The following is a 19,645-nucleotide window of genomic DNA, read 5'->3' as shown; positions in this document are numbered from 1 at the left end:
GGCGTCTACGCCAGGAAGGCGGGCTCGTCCCGGGCCAGCACCCGCTTGACGCTCTCCAGGTGCAGCCGCGCACTCTCGGCGCGTCCCGCCGCCTCCTGGGCCGCCACGTGCCTGACGATCGCCTCGGGCACGGTCTTGAGCGTGCGCCCCGTGCTCATGGCCAGGACCTGCGCCTGCGCGGCGCGCTCGAGATAGTAGAGATCGTCCCAGGCCTCCGCGATGGTCTCGCCCAGCACCATCACGCCGTGGTTCTTCAGGAACACCACGTCCGCCTCGCCGGCGCTCTCGGCGATCCGCCGGCCCTCGGACGCGTCGAGCGCCAGCCCGTTGTAATCCTCGTCCACGGCGATCCGGCCGTAGAAGCGCAGGGCCGTCTGGCCCGCCCATAGCAGCGGCTCGCCCTCCAGCATGGCGAGGGCCGTCGAATAGGGCATGTGGGTGTGGAACGCCGCCCGGGCGCGGGGCTTCAGCCGGTGCAACTCGGCATGGATGTGGAAGGCGGTGGCCTCGGGCTGACCTTCGCCCTCGACGACGTTGCCGTGGAAGTCGCAGAGCAGAAGGCTCGACGCGGTGACCTCCGCGAAGGCGAGGCCGTAGGGATTGACCAGGATCAGGTCGGGCCGCTCCGGCAGCACCGCCGAGAAGTGGTTGCAGATCCCCTCTTCCAGACCGTTCCGGGCGGCCCAGCGCAGGCAGGCGGCGAGGTCGATCCGGGCGCGACGCACGCTGTCGGCGTTCAGGGGCTCGTTGCTGCGGGCGGGCGGGCTTCCCGGGGCGGTAACGGCGTGCGCCATGCGTGCGGGCTTTCCTGTGTCTCGGGATCGGGCCGGGGACTCGGCCGGTGCCGCACTCTATCTACTTGCGTCCCTGAGCGCAGCCGATCTGCGCTCAGCTGCGGCCGTCGGTGACGCCACCGACGAGGTTGAGGCCGAGCAAGAAGTCCGACGCGAAATCCGTGCGGATGACCGGCTCGCGGGGCACCGCCTCGCGCAGGAGATCGCGCTCGGCGCGCCGCGCCGCGACCGCCTCCTCCACCGACACGCGCCGGAACGACAGGCGCGCCCCGCCCCGGACCTGCGCCAGCCGCCCGAGATCCGGTCCGATGACCGTGGCGATCTTCGGGTAGCCGCCGGTGGATTGCCGATCGGCCATCAGGATAATCGGCAGGCCGTTGCCGGGGACCTGGATCGCCCCCATGGCGACGCCGTCGGAGACGATGTCGTGCCCCTTGGCGTGCTTGAGCGGCGTGCCGTCGACGAAGCAGGCCATCCGGTCGCCCCGCGGCGAGACCGTCCAGGGACCCGCCAGGAAGGCCTCGATCTGGTCGGGGGCGAAGTAATCGTCCTGCGGGCCCAGCACCACCCGGATCACCCGGCCGTCGCGGTCGAGCCAGGGGGCGACGAGCCGCTGCGGCGCCCCGTCCAGGGTCCGGCCCTCGGCGACGGGCAGGCGGTCGCCCGCAGCGAGGCCGCGCCCGTCGAGGCCGCCGAGCCCCGAGCGAGTATGGGTCGCCGCCGATCCGAGGACCGGCGCCACGTCGAGCCGCCCAGCGACCGCCAGATAGCCCCAGGCGCCCGCATCGCCGGCCCGCACGACGAGCCTCTGGCCGGGTTCCAGGGTGAGCGCGACCGTATCGGGCAACGGCACCCCGTCCAGCGCGACGCGGAAACCCGGCGCGAGCAGGACGATCCCGACGGGTCCGTCCTCCGCCGAGACGGTGACGCCGCCGGTGGAGATCTCGACGACGGTGGCGTCGAGGGCGTTCGATGCCGCCCGGTTGGCGGCGGCGTGCATCAGCGGGTCCATGGGACCCGCGGCCGTGATGCCGTAGCGCAGGTAGCCGTGCCGGCCCCCGTCCTGCAGGGTTACGCCGGGTCCGGCGGACTCGATGACGAGGGCGGGCATCAGCGGGGCTCCCCGCGCCGGGCCACCGGCTCGCCTGCCGCCTCCCGGGCTGTCAGGGCGTCGAAGGTCGCGGAATCCACCGGTTCGAAGCGGATCTGGTCACCCGCGGCGACGAAGAAGCTCGGGTCGCGCTCGGGCGCGTAGAGACGGGCCGGCGTCGCGCCGAGCACGTACCAGCCGGTCGGCATCGGCACGGTCGCCACCGCGGCGAGACCCCCGCCGATCATGACGGCGTTGCGCGGATGCGGCGGCCGCGGGCTCGCGCGCCGGGGCACCGCCAGGGCCTCCGGCAGGCCGCCGAGATAGGCAAAGCCCGGCGCGAAGCCGTACATGTAGACCCGAAACGTCGTGGCCGAATGGGTCGACACCACCGCCTCCGGCGACAGCCCGCTGCGCTCGGCGACCTGCGCGATGTCCTCGCCATGCGGAGAAGCGTAGCAGCAGGGCAGGGTCCACAGGGTCGGATTGGACGCGCGCGCGGTCGCGCCCGACACCAGCGCCCGCACCCGTTCGGCGAGCGTCGCGCGGTCGAGCACCAGCGGATCATAGTGCAGCATCAGGGAGCGGTAGGTCGGCACGCGCTCCCGCAGCCCCTCGGGCGGATCCGCCCCGAGGGCGTCGTCCAGCGCCAGGACCCGGTCGCTGATCGCCGGGTCGACCGTGCTGCCGAACTCGACCACGAGGGCCGCCTCGCCGGCGTCGAGAAGCCGGGGCTCCGCGACCGCGCTCACGGCCGGAACGGCGCCAGGGTGACGCCCGCGCCCTCCAGTCGGGTCCGCACCGCGCGGGCCGTGGCGACGGCGTGGGCCGAATCGCCGTGGACGCAGATCGAGCGGATCGGCGTCGGCAGCGTCCGGCCGTCCGCCGTGAGGATCGCGCCCGCCTCGACCATGCGCAGGACCCGGTCGGCCGCCTCGCCGGCATCGGTGATCATCGCGCCGGGCTGGCTGCGCGGGATCAGGAGCCCGGTCGGCGTGTAACCGCGATCGGCGAAGATCTCCTGATGCACGTCGAGGCCGCAGGCCTCGCCCGCCGGCACCTGGGCGGTCAGCGCGATGGCGAGCAGCGCGAGGTCGCGGTCCACGGCACGGACGGCCCGGGCGATGGCATCGGCCACCGGCCGCTCCTCGGCGGCGACGTTGGCCAGCGCCCCGTGCGCCTTGACGTAGGTGATGCGGTGGCCGGCATAGGCGGCCAGCGCCTGGGCGGCGCCGATCTGGTAGGCGACGAGCCGCTCGATCTCGTCCGGGCTGAACGGCATCCGCCGCCGCCCGAAGCCCCAGAGGTCGGGGAAGCCCGGATGGGCGCCGACCGCGACGCCGCGCGCCTTCGCCAGCGCGAAGGTCCGGGCCATGATCTCGGGATCGCCCGCATGAAGGCCGCAGGCGACGTTGGCCGAGGTGACGATCCCGAGGATCGCCGCGTCGTCGCCGCAGGCATAGGCGCCGTAGCCCTCGCCGAGGTCGGAATTCAGGTCCACGCTGGTCATCGCCGCCGCTCCGCGTGCCGATCGGGTCTCATAGGGCCGCAACGGGCTCCGGCTCGCTCGGATCCGCGCTGCAAGAATCGAGCGCGCGGCCCGCCGTCTCGGGCAACAGAAGCGCCGCGACGATCACGAGGCAATAGGCGCCCGCCGCCACGACGCCGATGGCGATGCCGAGTGTCAGCGAGCCGCTGAGATGGCCCACCACGGCCGGGCAGATCGCGCCCGTGGCGCGCCCGAAATTGTAGCAGAAGCCCTGTGCGGAGCCGCGGATCCGGCTCGGGAACAGCTCGCTCAGGAAGGCGCCCATCCCGGAGAAGACGCCGGAGAGGAAGAAGCCGAGGGGGAAGCCGAGGACCAGCATCACCGGATCGGTGATCGGAATCAGCGTGTAGGCCAGGACGAGGAGACCGGCGCAGAAGCCGAACAGGATGAAGCCCAGGCGGCGCCCGATGCGGTCGGAGAGCCAGGCGCTGGTCAAATACCCGACGAACGATCCGAAGATCAGCATCAGCAGGTAGCCGCTGGTGTTCAGGACCGAGAGGTTGCGCTCGGTCTTCAGGTAGGTCGGAAGCCACGTGGTCACCGCGTAGTAGCCGCCCTGCATGCCGGTCGCCAGCAGGCTCGCCAGCACGGTCCGGCCGATCAGCGGCCGGGAGAAGATGTCGAGGAAGCTGCCCGTATCGCCGACGTCGCGCATGGCGGCGCGCGTCTGCCGGTAGACTTCCGGATCCTCGATGTTGCGGCGGATCCAGAAGATCAGCACCGAGGGGAGGGCGCCGAGCCAGAACAGGATCCGCCACGCCGCGGCGGGCTCCGCCAGGGCGAACACGGCCCAGAAGGCGATCGCCGCGCAGGCCCAGCCGACCGCCCAGCTCGACTGGACGAGGCCCACCGCCTTGCCTCGATAGCGGGCCTGGATCGTCTCGGCGATCAGCACGGAGCCCACCGACCACTCGCCGCCGAAGCCGAAGCCCTGCAGCGCGCGGGTGACGAGCAGTTGCTCGTAGGAGTGCGTGAAGCCGCTGAGCACCGTGAACAGTGTGAACCACGCGACGGTACCCTGCAGGATGACCACCCGGCCGTAGCGGTCCGCCAGGATCCCGGCCGCCCAGCCGCCGATGGCCGAGGTCACCAGCGCGGCGGTGGCGATGTTGCCGGCCTCGACCTTGGTCAGGCCCCAGACCACGACCAGCGTCGGGATCAGGAAGGTGTAGACCATGTAGTCGAACGCATCGACGCCGTAGCCCGCGAAGGCCGCGCCCAGCACCCGGCGCTCCGCCGGACTCGTGTCTTTCACCCACATGGCGCAACTCCTTGGCGGACAGGCCGTCATGCGGCCGGGAGGGTCACAGGAACGGCAGGTCGCGGTTGAGGAGGTCGGTGATCAGCATGTGACCGGGCGCGTGGGTGATGCAGAGCGGCAGCCGCGCCGCCATCGCCACCGCCTGGGGAGTGACTCCACAGGCCCAGAAGACCGGGAGCTCGTCGGGCTCGATCGGGACCGGATCGCCGAAATCCGGCTGCGCGATGTCGCGGATACCGATCAGGCTCGGGTCGCCGAGATGGACCGGCGCTCCGTGGACCGCCGGCATCCGGGCCGTGACCTGCACGGCCTTGATGGCGTCCGCCGCCTTCATCGGCCGCATGGAGACCACCAGGGGGCCGTGGAACGGGCCCGAGGGCCGTGTGGCGATGGAGGTCCGGTACATCGCGACGTTGCGGCCGAGGGCGACGTGGCGGAGCGGGATGCCCGCCGCGATCAGGCCGGCCTCGAACGAGAAGGAGCAGCCGAGGACGAAGGTGACGAGGTCGTTCCGCCACACGCCGGTCAGGTCGGGCAGCTCCGCCACGAGTTCGCCGCCCTCGTAGACGCGATAGCCGGAAACGTCGGTGGCGAGGTCGAGATCGGTGCCGAGCGTCGGAAGCGTGCGGGCGCCGGGCTGCGAGACGCCGAGGATCGGGCAGGGCTTCGGGTTCTGCTGGCAGAAGCGGTGGAAATCCTCCGCCATGGCCCGCGGCAGGATCATCAGGTTGCCCTGCGCGTGGGCGGGCACGAGACCCGAGGTGTGGCCCCGGAACCGACCCGCGCGGATCGCGCGCCGCGCTTCCGCCGCATCGGCGAAGACAGGTGCTGCGCCGTCGGCGCCCAGGTGCTGGCTCACCGCGATGATCTCCCTGGCTGGTTGTCGAGCGCCGGGCCGGCATCGTCGGCAGCCCGGATTCCGCAAGATCCCGATCGCTTCAGCGATTCATGTCCTGCCGCAACGATTTCATCGCGCCGCAGGGCACGCCAATCGTGATTGCGAATGAGGCGCGATAAACCAGTCTTATCGGCCGGCGGCCCAGGTTTCGGCCACGTCCTGGGCGAGGCGGGCCGCATCCGCCACGAAATGGTGGGCCGGCCGCTTCATGTGCATCGCCGTGAAGGTCAGCTCCGAGAGCAGCGGCTCTGCCGGCAGGACGCGGAGGGTGCCGGCGCGGATCTCGGCCTCGACCACCGCCGGCGGGATCACGCAGATCCCGAGGCCCTCAATGCCCATCTTCACGATGGTGGCGAGCGAGGCGCTGGTGTGGATCTGGCTCGGCAGGAGGTTCTCCTGCAGGACGAGGTCGCGCAGCTCGACATAGGGGCTGGTGTTGCGCGGGTAGGTGATGAGCGGATGGTGCAAGAGCGCGCCGAGGCTCAGGGGCGCGTCGCCCGGCAGCAGGCCCGGCGCGGCGATCCACGCGACCGGGGTGCTGAACAGGGTACGGTTGACGAAGCTCGGCAGGGTGATCGGACCCACGAGGAGTGCCAGATCGATTTCGTCGGCGACGAGGGCGGCCTGCATGTTCGGCGAGATGTCCACGGTGATGTCGACGCCGATCCCGGGATGGGCGGCGCGCATGCGCTCGATGAAGCGCGACAGCCACAGATGGACGATCGTCTCGGACACGCCGAGCCGCAGGGTGCCCCGCGTCCGTCCGGTCTCGTGCAGGGCCGCGCTCATCTCGTCCTGCAGAGCCAGGAACCGCTCCGCGAAACCCAGGAGGAGACGCCCCCGCTCCGTCAGGGCTACGTCCCGGCTCCGGCGCTCGAACAGCGTGCCGTATTCATGCTCCAGGGCCGCGATGCGCTGGGAGACGGCCGGCTGGGTCGTATTCACCTTCTCGCTGGCGCGGCGAAAGCTGGAGAGTTTCGCAACCCAGTAAAACACCTCCAAGCTGCGGAAATCCGCCATCCCGCGATTGTCCCGCTCCGCCGTCGTGGCCGATCATATCGCGCCCTCGCGCGCTGGCATGCAAGCCGTCGGCCGTCGCGTGTCGGCGCGGGATCACCCCGTGCCGCCGCGAGGTCCGCCCGCCCGCCCGGATGACAGGGGCGCGGTTCAGGGCGACGGAAAATCCGAAAGCCTGGCGCTCCCGTGGCGCTTCGGGCGGCACCAATCAGCGCAGGCGCGAAGCCTGAGGGCCTCGTGAAACCCCTTCCAGAAGCACCGACAAGAGCCCGACATCGCGAGGGGAATGCTCAGGTGTGGGCGCAACGGTTTCGGGTGGCCCCACACATGCGGAAACCCCGGGAGCGGAATGCTCCCGGGGTTTTGTCGACCTCGCGACCAGGTTGATCGGGCTGGGATGCAAGGGTCGAGCGAGGGGCATCGCCATCCCGCGGCGACCGGCATGCAGAGGACCAGTCCCATGCCAAGTCTCCGCGAGGGGCGATGGCCCCTCGAGTCACGCTCGGCTTAGTACGAGCCGAACTTGTAGTTCAGGCCGGCGCGGACGACGGCGAACTCGGTCTTGGCGGCGGCGCCGTTGAGGTAGGCTGTGCCGTTCGGGGGCAGGAGGTTGCCGTAGAAGACGCCGCCGGCGGAGTTCTTCTGGCGGTCGAGGCTGACGTACAGGCCTTCGACCTTCAGGGTGACGGCCGAGGAGCGGAAGAAGTTCAGGAAGGAGTCGGTGGGCAGGGCGTACTCGACGCCGCCGCCGGCGGCCCAGCCGGTGCGGAAGCTGTCGCGGAAGCGGTTGCCGGAGAAGTTCTGGTCGTCCTGGCCGGAGCCGTAGGCGAAGCCGCCGGTGCCGTACACGAGGGTGCGGTCGAAGGCGTAGCCGAGGCGGCCGCGGACGGTGCCGAAGTAGTCGAGGCCGTTGCCGCTGGTGGCGACGAAGGCGGGCGGGTTGGAGAAGGCGACGCCGGGGAAGCCCAGGAAGCTGTAGTTCTGGGTGGCGTTGGCGCGGCGGGCGAAGTCGACGTACTGGGCGTCGGCCTCGAAGCCGATCACCACGCCCGAGCCCGGCGTGAACTGATAGTTGTAGCCGATCTGGGCGCCGCCCGAGAAGCCGTCGTTGTTGTTGCGGTTGTTGACGCTGACGACGCCCGAGGTGCCGGGGGAGTTGATCAGCGAGCCGCCCGGCAGGGCGTAGCTGGTGGTGTTGCGGCTGTTGGCGTCGAAGCCGTAGCCGGCGTTCACACCGACGTAGAAGCCGGTCCAGGTGAACACCGGCACCGGCGTGAACACCGGCGGCGGCGCAGCGCGGCGCGGCAGGTCGGCGGCGGACGCCGCAGCCGTGAGAGCGGTGAATGCAGCCAGAGAGGCCAGGATCTTGGTCATGTCCGTGTTGGTTCCGTTAGCAGCGTCTGCTGATCTCGACGTATCAGGCGCGCGATCGGGAAGATGTAGCTCGCCGGCAACACTTGGAAATTCGCGCGCGTCCCGATCTCGGCATCCTTAACGGTTCTATACCGCAGAAATGTTACTCAAAGACGAACAGGAAGATCTGTCGTCGTCTACGGGTTGTCCTCCGAGCCGCGGCGCGCAGGATTGCGCCGGCCTGCGTTTGGTCGGCGTGCCTGACCAAGCAGCCTGGAGGCCTGCGGCGAAGATTTTTGGCGAAGACCTGCGCGGTGGCGCCCGGACGCACGTCGCCGGTGTCGCCCAGGGTCAGCCGCACGCCGTCCGTCCGCGGTCCGGCACGACGGCCCCTGGCGTACGTCTCGACGTACGCGGACGGATCGAAAGCTGATCGATACGGTACGGCCACTTTGCGATTGCAGCTTTCGGGATCGGATCTCGTGGCGGCGTCGCGGGCCGCGGATGCGGCCGATCGCCGGCCGGCGGCGCCTCGACCCTGTCCTGCGGTCTCCGAAGCGCTGGGATAGAGGTGGGCGCCCCGCGATGACGATGCGCCGGGGTCGACTTACCGGCGCGGGGGCTGCGGTTCGAAGTCCAAACCGCATCTCTTCTCGACAGAGGCCTGCTCCAATGCCTTCACCGCTCCCTTGCGGCACGTGAGGTCGGCGGTCTGATGGTTGTCGCCATCGATCAAGAGAAGGGCCGGCAGGACGATGACCGCACCGACTGTCGTGGCGACTTGGTCGCTGCGGCGCTTTTCATCCTGCGGCCCAACCGCCTGTGCCGCCCGCGCGGAGACCCGTCCCGCCTCTTCGCGGATCTGCGCACAGGTTAAATGGCTGAGCTGAATCGGCGAAACCGACGTCGCCGCGACCTTCACGTCGTAAGTTTCTGCGGAGATCCTTGAGATACGGTCCAAATATCGGCTATGGCGTCGTCTGCACAAATCGGCCGTTATCAAATTACAGGGACGCAAAGGACCGGGCCTGAAATAGAAATTTATGTCGAAGAAAGTTTCGGCCGGGTCGATCTATCGCGATCGTGTGACCGATCGCACGGGTTGCACCGGGACGGTTGGACCGATGACGGATGACTTCCAGACAATGTTCGGGCCTCCGAGTGGCATTCCCGCGGCTCCTCGCCGGTTGCGACGCGGACTGTCGTTGCGCGGACCTCGATGGGCGGTCAGGCTCGTCGAACATGGCGCGTGCCGAGGGGGCATATCCGGGGACGAATCGGAACGCCCCGGGCTTCGCCGTCGACCCGCCCGCCGGCGGCTCGCCCCTGCCGCTCCGTGATCGTTCGCGGCTCGATCCGGGCCGCCGGCGGGCGGGCGCCGCCTGCGGGATCGGACCTGAGCGCCGGACGCCCCGTTCTGCCCGGATCCCCTCGGCTTTCGGCGCAGCCCACCGCGGTTCCGCTGCCACCGATCCGGTGGCGCTGGCGTGACCGTTGCACCTGAAGGTCTCCATCGGCAAAGACCCTGCCGCGATACGTCTTCGAACGCATCGAAGCGTCTCGCGACCGAGAATGGACCATGACGCACCAATGCGCAGAGGTATCGGCGATCGGCCGCGGACGGCATCGATGAAGGCGGCCGACGAAGGCGATCGCGTGGGCGCCATCTGCCAAGCCCTGCGCCGGGCCATCGTGGAACGGGCGCTGGCCCCCGGTGACCGCCTGCCCGAGGATGCCCTAGGCGAACGGTTCGGCGTGAGCCGCACCATCGCCCGGCAGGCCCTGTTGCGGCTGGCCGGGGAAGGCCTGGTCGACCTCCGCCGCAATCGCATCGCCGTCGTGGCGACGCCGAGTTGGGAGGAGGCGCGTGACACCTTCGACGTGCGTCTCGGCCTGGAGCGGCTCGTGGTGCGCCGCCTCGCCGGACAGCTCAGCCCCGAGCAGCGTCAGGTTCTGCTGGATCAGATCGCCCGCGAGGAGGCCGCCCGGGGCGGGCCCGAGGCGCTCTCGATCCGGCTCGCGACCGAATTCCATCTGATGCTCGCCGAGATGACCGGCAGCGCCGTGCTGACCCGGTATGTCGCCGAACTCGGCTATCGCTGCGCCCTGATCCTGTCCCTCTACAGCCGGCCGCATTCCTCGGACTGCGCCGTGAGCGAGCACCGCGACATCGTCGCCGCCCTGGTCGCGGGTGATGCCGAACGCGCCGCCGCGCTCATGGACCACCACCTTGATGCGGTCGCCGAGCGGGCGCGCATCGTGCCCCCGACCCCGCGCGAGCGCGATCTCGGACGCCTGTTGGCGCCCTACGTCGCGGGCGGCGGAGCCTGAGCCTTCGGCGTCAGGCCGTGAGGCCGTGCTTCGTCAGCAGACGCTCTGCGCTGTCGTTCCAGACCTCCATCCCGACGATCAGGCCGTCGCGCACGGTGAAGCGGTCGACGTAGCGGTTGCCCTCGAAGGGCGTGCCGTCCGGCCAGGCGCCGTAGAGCGTCCCGAGGCTGTAGACCGTCGTGACGCCGTCGCCCGGGACCACGTCCAGCCGCTCCATCCGCTTCTTCACCCAGGCGTAGCGCCCGGCATTGAAGGCCGTGACCTCGGACGGATGGTTGAAGACCCGCGCGCCGGTGAACACGATCCGGGTGCCCGGCGCCATGTAGCGGGCGGCCGTCTCGGGATCCGGGACCATCGAGGCCTCGAGATAGGCGGTGACGTTGGCGGCGTCGCGCGCGGTCGCCGCGCTGTGGGTCACATCGGTCATGGCAGGCCTCCTGTCGGCCCTAACGTGCCGCAAAAGGCCGGTCCGTGCATGCAGGAAGTGTATGCACTTTGACACGTGATTGAGCACAATATGCCTCCGAGGGTGCACGCACGCGGCGCCGGGAGCGGCCGAGCACCGGAATCTCGCTGGCATGGAGGTTGCGGTCTTCTGGGGCGACCCGCCCTCGGAGACACGCCATGGCCTCCTTCCTGCCCCCGACCCTGCGCCGCTTCGCGGTGACGACGAGCGCGCTGCTCGGCCTTGCGGTCTCGACCGCGCAGGCGGCCGACACCGTCAAGATCGGCCTCGTGACGGCCCTGAGCGGCCAGTCCGCGAAATCCGGCGAGGCGATCTCCCGCGGGATCGGGCTTGCCATCGACGAGATCAACGCCAAGGGCGGCGTCCTCGGGCGTCCGCTCGAGCTGGTGGCCCGCGACGACGAGGCCAACCCGTCCAAGGGCGTGCTGGCGACCCGCGAGCTGATCCAGCGGGTCGGCGTCGTCGCGGTGGTCGGCGGCCTCGACACGCCGGTCTCGATGGCGATCGTGCCCATCGCCAACCAGATGAAGGTGCCGTTCATCGGCCCCTGGGCGGCCGGCACCGGCATCACCCGCAACGGTGCCGCCGACAATTACGCCTTCCGGGTCTCGGCGGTCGATGCCCTCGTCGACGAGGCGCTGGTCGCCTACGCGGTGAAGACCTACGGGGCGAAGAAGCCCGGGATGATCCTCGTCAACAACGCCTGGGGCGAGTCGAACCAGAAGGGCCTCAAGGACGCCCTGCAGGCGGCCAACCTCCCGGCGGCGGGCATCGAGAAGTACGAAGCCAACGACGTCGACATGGTGCCCCAGCTGTCCAGGCTGAAGGAGGCCGGGGCCGACGCGCTGTTCCTTGTCGGCAATGTCGGTCCCTCGGCCCAGGTGGTGAAGTCCCTCGACCGGATGGGCTGGTCGGTGCCGGTCGTCTCGCATTGGGGGCCGGCGGGCGGCCGCTTCGACGAGCTCGCCGGCCCGAGCGCCGCCAAGGTCCACTTCATCCAGACCTTCACCTTCGCGGGCAACACGTCGCCGAAGGCGAACACGGTGCTGGACGCGCTCAAGGCCAAGTACCCGGCGATCAAGTCGATGGCCGACGTCACCCCCGCCGTCGGCATCGCCAACGCCTACGACGCCACGCACCTGCTGGCGCTCGCCATCCAGGCCGCGGGTTCCACCGAGGGCCCGAAGGTCCGCGACGGCTTCTACAAGATCGGCACCTATCCGGGCCTGATCAAAACCTACGACAAGCCCTTCGCCCCCGGCCAGCACGACGCACTCGGCCCGAACGACTACGTGTTCACCCGCTTCAAGGACGGTGAGATCGTCGCGGTGACCAACTGAGCCCCGCGATGCTGACCTCCATCCTCGTCAGCGGCCTCGGCCTCGGCAGCATGTACGGGCTCGTGGCCCTGGGCTTCCACGTGACCTACGCGGTGTCGGGGACCGTGAACTTCGCGCAGGGCAGCGTCGTCACCCTGGGCGCGGTCCTGGCCTATACGCTGGGCGTCACCCTCGGCTGGCCGATGCCGGCCGCGATCGTCCTGGCGCTTGCCGGCTGCGCCCTGTTCGGCCTCGTGGTCGAGCGGGCGCTGGTCCGCCCGTTCGTGGCCCGCGGCTCGGACGCGTGGCTCCTGGCGACGGTGGCGGGCGGCATCGTCCTCGACAACACCGTGCTGTTCACCTTCGGCAAGGAGCCGCGCAGCCTGCCCTCGCCGCTGGCGACGAAGCCCGTTGAGATCCTCGGGACCGGCATCTACCCGCTGCAGCTCGTGATCCCGGTGGTCGGGATCGCGCTCGCCTTCGCGATCCGCACGGTGTTCCGCCGGACCGATCTCGGCCGCGTCCTCCTCGCCGTGGCGCAGAACGCCGACGCCGCCCGCCTGATGGGCATCGACGTGCGCCGCACCGTGGCCTGCGCCTTCGCGCTCTCGGCGGTGCTGGCCGGCATCGCGGGCCTCCTGATCGCGCCGCTCTTCTCGGTCTCGGCCGAACTCGGCACGCTGTTCGGCATCAAGGCCTTCGCGGTGGCGATCCTCGGCGGCATCGGCTCCGCCACCGGGGTGATCCTGGCGGGGCTGCTCTACGGCCTCGTCGAGGCCGGCGTCACCGCGACCCTCGGCTCGACCTACACGCAGCTCGTGGTGTTCTCGGTGATCATCCTGGCCCTCACCCTGCGCCCCGACGGCCTGCTCGGCCGCGCCGCGGTCAACAAGGTCTGACGCGATGCCGTACCTGCGCTCGGCTCCGGCGATGCGGCTCGGCATCGCCGGCCTCACCGCCGCCGCGCTCGGCCTCGTCGCGCTGACCGCGGGCTACAGCCACTTCGTGATCGCCCTCGTGGCGCTGACGACGGTGGCGGGGGTCGGCCTCAACGTGCTCCTCGGCCTGACCGGGCTGATCTCGTTCGGCCATGCCGGCTTCTACGCGATCGGCGCCTACGCGAGCGCGATCCTGACGCTCCACGGCGTCAGTTTCTGGCTGGCACTCCCGGCGGCGGCGCTGATCGCGGCGCTCGTCGGCGGCCTCGTGGCGGTGCCTGCGATGCGGGTGAAGGGCCCCTACCTCGCCATGCTGACGATCGCCTTCGGCTTCATTGTCGAGCACGGCCTGATCGAGGGCGGCGAGCTGACCGGCGGCCAGAACGGCCTCGTCGTGACCGATGCGCCGAGCCTCCTCGGTGAGCCGCTCTCGCCGGCCGGCCTCGCGGTGCTGGCGGTGCTCGCGGCCGGCGCGAGCCTCGCCGGGTTCGACCTCCTCGCCCGCAGCCGCCTCGGCCGGGCGATGCGCGCCGTGCGCGACGCCGACGTCGCGGCCGCGGCGCTGGGCTTCGATCCGGTCCGGGTGAAGGCCCTGGCCTTCGCGATCTCCGCGGCCCTGACCGGCCTCGCGGGGGCTGTCCTGCCGCCGCTGATGCTGTTCATCGCGCCGAGCTCGTTCCCGTTCTCGCAGTCGATCCTGTTCGTCCTGTCGGTGATCGTCGGCGGTGCCGGCACGGTGCTCGGCCCGCTCCTCGGGGCGCTCGTCACCGTGCTGCTGCCGGAGGCGCTGTCCGGCCTCGCCGAGTACCGCCTGCTGTTCTTCGGGGTCGCGACCCTCGCGGTGCTCTGGCTGGTGCCCTCGGGGCTGGTCGGCAGCCTAGCCCGGCTGCTGCCCCGCGGCCGCGCCGCGCCGGCCGCCGGGGACAGCGAAGAGGTGTCGCTGGCCGGCACGACGGCGCGCGATCCCCTGGTCCTCGAGGGCATCGGCATCCGTTTCGGCGGCATCACGGCTGCGGAGGGGGTCGACCTCACCGCCCAGCCGGCGGCGGTCACCAGCGTGATCGGCCCGAACGGGGCCGGCAAGACCACCGTGCTGAACATGATCTCGGGCTTCTACCGCCCGACCGCCGGGGCGATCCGCCTGGGCGGACGCGACCTCGCCGGCCGGCCGGCGCACGTCGTCGCCCGCGCCGGCATCGCGCGCACCTACCAGACCACGCGCCTGTTCGGCTCGCTCCCGGTGGTCGACAACGTCGCCCTCGGCTTCGCGCCGGGCCGGCTGTGGCGCCGCGCGCAGGCGCAGGACCGCGCGACGGCCGCGTCGCTCCTCGCGTTCGTCGGCTACCGGGGCGCCCTCGACCGCTTGGCCGCCGAATTGCCCCATGTCGACCGGCGGCTCGTGGAGATCGCCCGGGCGCTCGCCGGCGGCCCCACGGTGCTGCTTCTCGACGAGCCCGCCGCCGGCCTGTCGCGGGCCGACACCGACCGGCTGGCCGGCCTGATCCGCCGGATCGCCGACAGCGGCGTCGCGGTCGTCCTGGTCGAGCACGACATGCCGCTGGTGATGGGCATCTCCGACCACATCCTCGTCATGGATGCCGGGCGCCCGATCGCACGCGGCACGCCCGCCGAGATCCGGCGCGACCCGGCCGTCCTGCGCGCCTATCTCGGCGGCGCCGACACGCCCGCCCGGCCGCGAAGCACGCCGTGGCAGGGGTCGGCGGATGCCGTCCTCTCCGTCCTCGACCTGACGGCCGGCTACGGCGCCGCGCCCGTCCTCGAGGGCATCCATCTCGACGTGCGGCCGGGCGAGACCGTCGCCCTGCTGGGCGCCAACGGCGCCGGTAAGTCCACGGCCATGCGGGCTCTGGCGGGACTGCTGCGCCCGGTGGCGGGATCGATCGTGTTCGACGACCGGCGCGTCGAGGCGCTGCCCGCGCACCGGATCGCCCGCAGCGGCCTCGTCCTGGTGCCGGAGGGCCGACAGGTCTTCCCGGAGCTCAGCGTCGTCGAGAACATCCGCCTCGGCGCCTTCGGACGCGGGACGCCGATCGACCCGGCCGAGGTCGAGCGCCTGCTCGACCGGTTCCCGCGGCTGCGGGACCGGGCGGCGAGCCGGGCGGGCCTGCTCTCCGGCGGCGAGCAGCAGATGCTGGCCATCGCCCGCGGGTTGATGGCGCATCCGCGCATCCTGCTCCTGGACGAGCCGTCGCTGGGCCTCGCCCCGGCGATGATCAACGCCCTCTACGCCACCGTGGCCGAACTGCGCGACGAGGGCGTCACCATCCTGATCGTCGACCAGATGGCCGCGCTCGCCCTCACGGTCGCCGACCGCGGCTACGTGCTGGAGCAGGGCCGGGTGGTCGCGCGCGGAACCGCCGCGGCGCTGTCGGCGGACAAGGGGCTGGAAGCGGCCTATCTCGGTGCGGCGTAACAGGGTCTCCACATGGACACGAATGCGGGCCACGGCCGCTACAGCTACAGCGCGCTCCCGGACCGGCCGGTCTACGACTGGCCCGAGGGTAAGCGCCTCGCCGTCTATGTCGGGCTGAACCTGGAGACCTTCGCGTTCGGCGAGGGCCTGGGCGCCGAGCTGGCGCCGGGCGGCCCGCAGCCGGACGTGCTCAACTACGCGTGGCGCGACTGGGGCAACCGGGTCGGCGCGTGGCGGATCGCCGAGATGCTGGACGCCCTGGCGATGCCCGCGAGCGTGCTGGTCAACAGCAACCTCTACCGGGACTGCCCCGGGCTGATCGAGGCGTTCCGCGCCCGCGGCGACGAGATCGTCGGCCACGGGCGGACCAACGCGGAGCGGCAGGGCACCCTCGACGAGGCCGCCGAGCGGACCCTGATCGCCGAGACGACGGCGGTGATCGCCGCGCAGGAAGGCCGCCCGCCTTCCGGCTGGCTCAGCCCCTGGATCTCGCAGTCGCGGGTGACGCCCGACCTGCTCGCCGAGGCAGGCTACCGCTACCTGCTGGACTGGGACCACGACGACCAGCCTACGTGGTTCGCGACCCGCAACGGCGGCCGGATCCTGACGGTGCCGTACCCGCAGGAACTCAACGACATCCCCGCCATCGTCGCCCGCAAGGAGACGGGTCGCCAGTTCGCGGACGCCATCGTCGACGCCTTCGACGAGATGTTGGAGCAGTCCCGGCGTGCGCCCCTCGTCATGGGCATCGCGCTCCACCCCTACATCGTCGGACGACCGCACCGGCTGCGGCCCCTGCGGCGGGCGCTCCAGCACATCGCCGACCACCGCGGCGACATCTGGCTCACCACCGCCGGGGCGATCGCCGACCACATCGTCGCGCAGGAGGCCGGGCCGCGCTGACGCGGTCCCAGTCCGGACCGGAGGGCCTCAGAGCACCTGCGAAAGGAACCGGCGCGTGCGCTCGTCCTGGGCGGAGGCGAAGAAGGTCGCGGGCGGGCCGTGCTCGACGATGACGCCGCGGTCGGTGAAGTAGATGTGGTCGGCGACGTCGCGGGCGAAGTTCATCTCGTGCGTGACGAGCATGCAGGTCATGCCCTCCTCGGCGAGTTCCCGGATCGTCACCAGCACCTCTTTGACCGTCTCCGGATCGAGGGCGGCGGTGACCTCGTCGAACAGCATCACGTCCGGCCGCATCGCCAGCGAGCGGGCGATGGCCACGCGCTGCTGCTGGCCGCCGGACAGCTCGCCGGGATAGGCGTTCTCCTTGCCGGCCAGCCGGACCTTGGCGAGGAGCGCCCGCGCCCGCGCCTCGACCTCGCGCTTCTCCTGACCAAGGACGTGGATGGGAGCCATCATCACGTTCTGCAGCGCGGTCTTGTGCGGGAACAGGTTGTATTGCTGGAACACCATGCCGACCTTGCGGCGCAGCGCCAGCTTGTCGAGCCGCGGATCGGTGACGTCGATCCCCTCGACCTCGATCGAGCCCGCGGTGACCGGCACCAGCGCGTTGATGCAGCGGATCAGCGTCGACTTGCCCGAGCCCGAGGGGCCGATGATGCAGACGACCTCGCCCTTGCGGACGTCGAAGCTGATCCCCTTCAGCACCTCGAACGTCCCGAAGGACTTGTGCACGTCGGCGATGCGGACGATCGGCTGATCGGGCGTCCAATTCGGGGACGGGGTTTCGGCCAGGGGCGCGCGCGTCATGGTTTCAACGGGTCTCGAAGCGGCGTTCCAGGGCGGCGGTGAACCGGTCGATCGGGTAGCAGTAGAGGAAGAAGCAGAGCAGGGCGAAGCCGTAGAGCGGGGCGAACAGCTCGGGGCGGCCGCCCTCGGCGGCGTGCACCTGTGCGGTCAGCGTCAGCATCTCGGTGACGCCGACGATCGACGCCTGCACCGTCGCCATCGCGATCAGCGAATAGACGTTCATCCAGGGCGGCAGCATCCGCTTTGCGCACTGGGGCAGGATGATGCGCCACATCGTCTGCCGCCGGGTGAAGGCCAGGGATTCGGCGGCCTCCCACTGGGTGTTCGGCACCGAGCGCACCGCGCCGCGGACGATCTCGGCGACGTTGGCCATGACCGGCAGGCTGAAGCCGAAGGTCGCCTTCACCCAGTCGGGCAGCGGCACGCGGAGGCCGAACACCGTGATCTGGAACGGCACGAGGAACATCACGAAGAACAGCAGCACCAGCCAGGGCACGTTGCGGAACACCTGCGTGGCGCACCACGCGAGGCGGGGCAGGATCCGCCCCTCCGCCAGCATGGCCAGCCCGAGCCCGATGCCCGCCACCGTGCCGATCGCCATCGCCATCAGCGAGATCGCCACGTTAAAGGCGAAGCCCGTGAGCAGGAGCGGCGCCCACTTGATCACGACCTCCAGCGGCGACAGCGCGGCGGCCCCGCCCTGCGCCCAGGCCGGGACGGCGACGACGGCGAGCCCGGCGAGCAGCCGGAGATGGGCCGGGCGCAGGCGCGACGCTGCGCGGTCCTTTGGGAGCGCGAACGGCAGGAGGACCGGCAGGTCCCCCGGTCGCCGGCCCTGCGAATCTGGGGCGCTCATCGGCCGTATCCCGGGATGCGCAGGGCGCGCTCCCAGCGGTGCATGATCCAGACGAGCACGCCGACGAGGACCGCGTAGGTCGCCAGCAGCACCAGCATCATCTCCAGGACGTTCTGCGACTCGGACCAGATCTGCTTGACCGCGTACAGGGTCTCCGGGACCGCGATGGCGTAGGCCAACGTGGTGGTCTTCAGGAGGTTGATGAGGTTGTTGTTCAGGGCCGGCAGGCACACGCGCAGGGCCAGCGGCAGGACGACGTACCGGTAGGCCTTGAAGCGGGTATAGCCCAGGGCCTCGGCGGCCTCGACCGTGGTCCGGGGCACGGCCTCGATGCCGGAGCGGAAGATCTCAACGTTGAACGCGCCCGCGAACAGCGACAGCGAGATGATCGCCCACTGGACGTTGTTGAGGATCGGCGCGCGCAGGCCGTCGGCCGAGCGGATGTCCGGGAGCAGCGTCCCGAGGCCGAAGTAGAAGAAGAAGATCTGCACGAGCGGCGGCGTGTTGCGGAACACCACCACGAAGCCGTTGACCAGCGCCCGCAGGACGCGCGACGGCCCGCTCTGCAGGAGCGCCCCGACGGCGCCGATGACGAGGCTCGCCAGGATGGTGCTGATCCCGAGGATTAGCGTCATCCGCAGGCCGGCCACGTACCGGTCCCAGTCGTAGGGATCGTAGAAGATTGTGAAGTTGAAGCCCGTGGTCTCGTAGAGCTGCTGGAACCACGCCTGGATCGTGGCGATCATCGCGGGTGAACGCCCGGCTTCGTCGTGCAGGCGCGCATCAGTTGGTCGCGTTCTTGTACTTCTCGTACATCGCCTTCGAGTAAGCGGTCGGCTCGATGCCCCACTTCTTCTCCTCGTTGACGATGAAGCCGGTCTTCATCCAGTCCTTGGTGGCGTCCTCGACCGCGGCCTGGAGCGTGGTGTTGCCCTGCGCCACCGCCATCATCCACGGGGCGTCGAGGATGCCCTTGAGCGGCAGCGCGTAGTTAGCCTTCCAGTCGTCGTCGAGCAGCTTACCCTGCAGCATGCTCTGGTCGTAAACGTAGCCGATGCAGTTGCCCTGCTTGAGCGCGAAGAGCGGCTTCTCGGATCCGTCGAAGGCGACGATCTCCGCCCCGTAGGTCCGCGCGACGTCCTTGTTGTACCAAGCCCCCGAGGTGGCGCAGACCGGCTTACCCTTGAGCTGCGCCCAGTCGGTGATGCCGGACGACTTGGGCAGCAGGACGTTGACGAAGTCGGAATAGTAGTTCGGGTCGATCGCCTGGACGACGCGGCGGCGCTCCGGCTTGTCCGAGAGGGTGGCGATCAGCAGATCGACCTTGCCCTGCTGCAGGAACTCGATCCGGTTGGCCGAGACGACCGGCACGAGTTCGAGCTTCACGCCCAGGCGCTTGGCGAGGTCGGCGGCAAGGTCGGGCTCGAGGCCGATAATCGTCCCACTCGGGTCGCGGAAGCCGAACGGCTTGTAATCCGCCTTCACGCCGACGATCAGCGTCCCGCGCTTCTTGATCGCGTCGACGCCGTCGGCGGCCGTGGCCCGGCCGGGCAGCGCGACGGCCGAGAACGCCGCGAGCGCGGCCAGCGCACCGGTCGTCAGAAGGGTGCGGATCGTGAGGCGCATCGG

The 19,645-nt window shown here is 70.6% G+C and carries 19 protein-coding genes; 5 read left to right on the top strand and 14 right to left on the bottom strand.

Annotation, left to right across the window (positions count from 1 at the left end):
- Positions 1-5 precede the first annotated feature (5 nt).
- The 9 genes from GGQ91_RS08590 to GGQ91_RS08550 form a co-directional block, all read right to left on the bottom strand.
- Entirely contained in the window at positions 6-794 is a 789-nt protein-coding gene (locus tag GGQ91_RS08590) for an aldolase (protein WP_182591768.1), read from the bottom strand.
- Between the two features lie 94 nt (positions 795-888).
- On the bottom strand, positions 889-1,905 hold the full coding sequence (locus tag GGQ91_RS08585; protein ID WP_182591767.1) for a 5-oxoprolinase subunit C family protein: 1,017 nt from the start codon (positions 1,903-1,905) through the stop codon (positions 889-891).
- Positions 1,905-2,636 carry a carboxyltransferase domain-containing protein gene (locus tag GGQ91_RS08580; RefSeq protein ID WP_182591766.1) on the bottom strand — a complete coding sequence of 244 codons (732 nt, stop codon included), beginning with the start codon at positions 2,634-2,636 and terminating at the stop codon, positions 1,905-1,907. The genes GGQ91_RS08585 and GGQ91_RS08580 overlap by 1 nt, the downstream gene beginning before the upstream one ends.
- Entirely contained in the window at positions 2,633-3,394 is a 762-nt protein-coding gene (locus GGQ91_RS08575; protein WP_182591765.1) for a 5-oxoprolinase subunit PxpA, read from the bottom strand. Before GGQ91_RS08575 ends, GGQ91_RS08580 begins: the two co-directional genes overlap by 4 nt.
- A gap of 28 nt (positions 3,395-3,422) precedes the next feature.
- Positions 3,423-4,694 carry an MFS transporter gene (locus GGQ91_RS08570; RefSeq protein ID WP_182591764.1) on the bottom strand — a complete coding sequence of 424 codons (1,272 nt, stop codon included), beginning with the start codon at positions 4,692-4,694 and terminating at the stop codon, positions 3,423-3,425.
- Positions 4,695-4,737: 43 nt separating this feature from the next.
- Positions 4,738-5,559 carry a putative hydro-lyase gene (locus GGQ91_RS08565; protein ID WP_403091077.1) on the bottom strand — a complete coding sequence of 274 codons (822 nt, stop codon included), beginning with the start codon at positions 5,557-5,559 and terminating at the stop codon, positions 4,738-4,740.
- A gap of 159 nt (positions 5,560-5,718) precedes the next feature.
- Positions 5,719-6,612, bottom strand: coding sequence for a LysR family transcriptional regulator (locus tag GGQ91_RS08560; RefSeq protein WP_182591763.1), 894 nt, complete (start codon positions 6,610-6,612; stop codon positions 5,719-5,721).
- A gap of 504 nt (positions 6,613-7,116) precedes the next feature.
- A complete protein-coding gene (locus tag GGQ91_RS08555; RefSeq protein ID WP_043758726.1) occupies positions 7,117-7,983 on the bottom strand; it encodes an outer membrane protein in 867 nt (288 codons plus the stop codon).
- A 586-nt stretch (positions 7,984-8,569) separates the two neighbouring features.
- Complete coding sequence (locus GGQ91_RS08550) at positions 8,570-8,884, bottom strand: hypothetical protein (RefSeq protein WP_182591762.1); 315 nt, start codon at positions 8,882-8,884, stop codon at positions 8,570-8,572.
- 707 nt (positions 8,885-9,591) lie between these two features.
- Here GGQ91_RS08550 and GGQ91_RS08545 point away from each other — a divergent pair.
- Positions 9,592-10,293: a GntR family transcriptional regulator gene (locus tag GGQ91_RS08545; protein ID WP_053611267.1), complete on the top strand. Its 702-nt coding sequence runs from the start codon at positions 9,592-9,594 to the stop codon at positions 10,291-10,293.
- A gap of 10 nt (positions 10,294-10,303) precedes the next feature.
- Here the strand turns inward: GGQ91_RS08545 and GGQ91_RS08540 are convergent, their stop codons facing one another.
- Positions 10,304-10,720 carry a nuclear transport factor 2 family protein gene (locus GGQ91_RS08540; protein WP_043389197.1) on the bottom strand — a complete coding sequence of 139 codons (417 nt, stop codon included), beginning with the start codon at positions 10,718-10,720 and terminating at the stop codon, positions 10,304-10,306.
- A 197-nt stretch (positions 10,721-10,917) separates the two neighbouring features.
- Here GGQ91_RS08540 and GGQ91_RS08535 point away from each other — a divergent pair, with 197 nt between their 5' ends.
- From GGQ91_RS08535 to GGQ91_RS08520, 4 genes are read left to right on the top strand one after another with little or no spacing between them, the layout of a single operon-like run.
- Complete coding sequence (locus GGQ91_RS08535) at positions 10,918-12,099, top strand: ABC transporter substrate-binding protein (RefSeq protein ID WP_182591761.1); 1,182 nt, start codon at positions 10,918-10,920, stop codon at positions 12,097-12,099.
- A gap of 8 nt (positions 12,100-12,107) precedes the next feature.
- Positions 12,108-12,977 (top strand): branched-chain amino acid ABC transporter permease, encoded by an 870-nt coding sequence (locus tag GGQ91_RS08530; protein ID WP_182591760.1) that lies wholly within the window; start codon positions 12,108-12,110, stop codon positions 12,975-12,977.
- Positions 12,978-12,981: 4 nt separating this feature from the next.
- Positions 12,982-15,450, top strand: a complete 2,469-nt coding sequence (locus GGQ91_RS08525) for a branched-chain amino acid ABC transporter ATP-binding protein/permease (protein ID WP_182591759.1) — start codon at positions 12,982-12,984, stop codon at positions 15,448-15,450.
- A gap of 12 nt (positions 15,451-15,462) precedes the next feature.
- Entirely contained in the window at positions 15,463-16,353 is an 891-nt protein-coding gene (locus GGQ91_RS08520; RefSeq protein WP_182591758.1) for a polysaccharide deacetylase family protein, read from the top strand.
- 27 nt (positions 16,354-16,380) lie between these two features.
- Here GGQ91_RS08520 and GGQ91_RS08515 read toward each other — a convergent pair whose 3' ends face one another.
- From GGQ91_RS08515 to GGQ91_RS08500, 4 genes are read right to left on the bottom strand one after another with little or no spacing between them, the layout of a single operon-like run.
- Positions 16,381-17,160, bottom strand: coding sequence for an amino acid ABC transporter ATP-binding protein (locus tag GGQ91_RS08515; RefSeq protein WP_210281166.1), 780 nt, complete (start codon positions 17,158-17,160; stop codon positions 16,381-16,383).
- A 4-nt stretch (positions 17,161-17,164) separates the two neighbouring features.
- Positions 17,165-18,016, bottom strand: coding sequence for an amino acid ABC transporter permease (locus GGQ91_RS08510; RefSeq protein ID WP_043348801.1), 852 nt, complete (start codon positions 18,014-18,016; stop codon positions 17,165-17,167).
- Entirely contained in the window at positions 18,013-18,762 is a 750-nt protein-coding gene (locus GGQ91_RS08505) for an amino acid ABC transporter permease (RefSeq protein ID WP_179696997.1), read from the bottom strand. The genes GGQ91_RS08510 and GGQ91_RS08505 overlap by 4 nt, the downstream gene beginning before the upstream one ends.
- Before the next feature lie 37 nt (positions 18,763-18,799).
- Positions 18,800-19,642, bottom strand: coding sequence for a transporter substrate-binding domain-containing protein (locus GGQ91_RS08500; protein WP_043348808.1), 843 nt, complete (start codon positions 19,640-19,642; stop codon positions 18,800-18,802).
- Positions 19,643-19,645 lie beyond the last annotated feature (3 nt).

It is taken from the genome of Methylobacterium fujisawaense, assembly GCF_014138435.1.
Taxonomy (GTDB): Bacteria; Pseudomonadota; Alphaproteobacteria; order Rhizobiales; family Beijerinckiaceae; genus Methylobacterium; species Methylobacterium fujisawaense.
The sequence above is the reverse complement of the archived record's forward strand: the minus strand, read 5'-3'. Positions and strand labels throughout refer to the sequence as shown.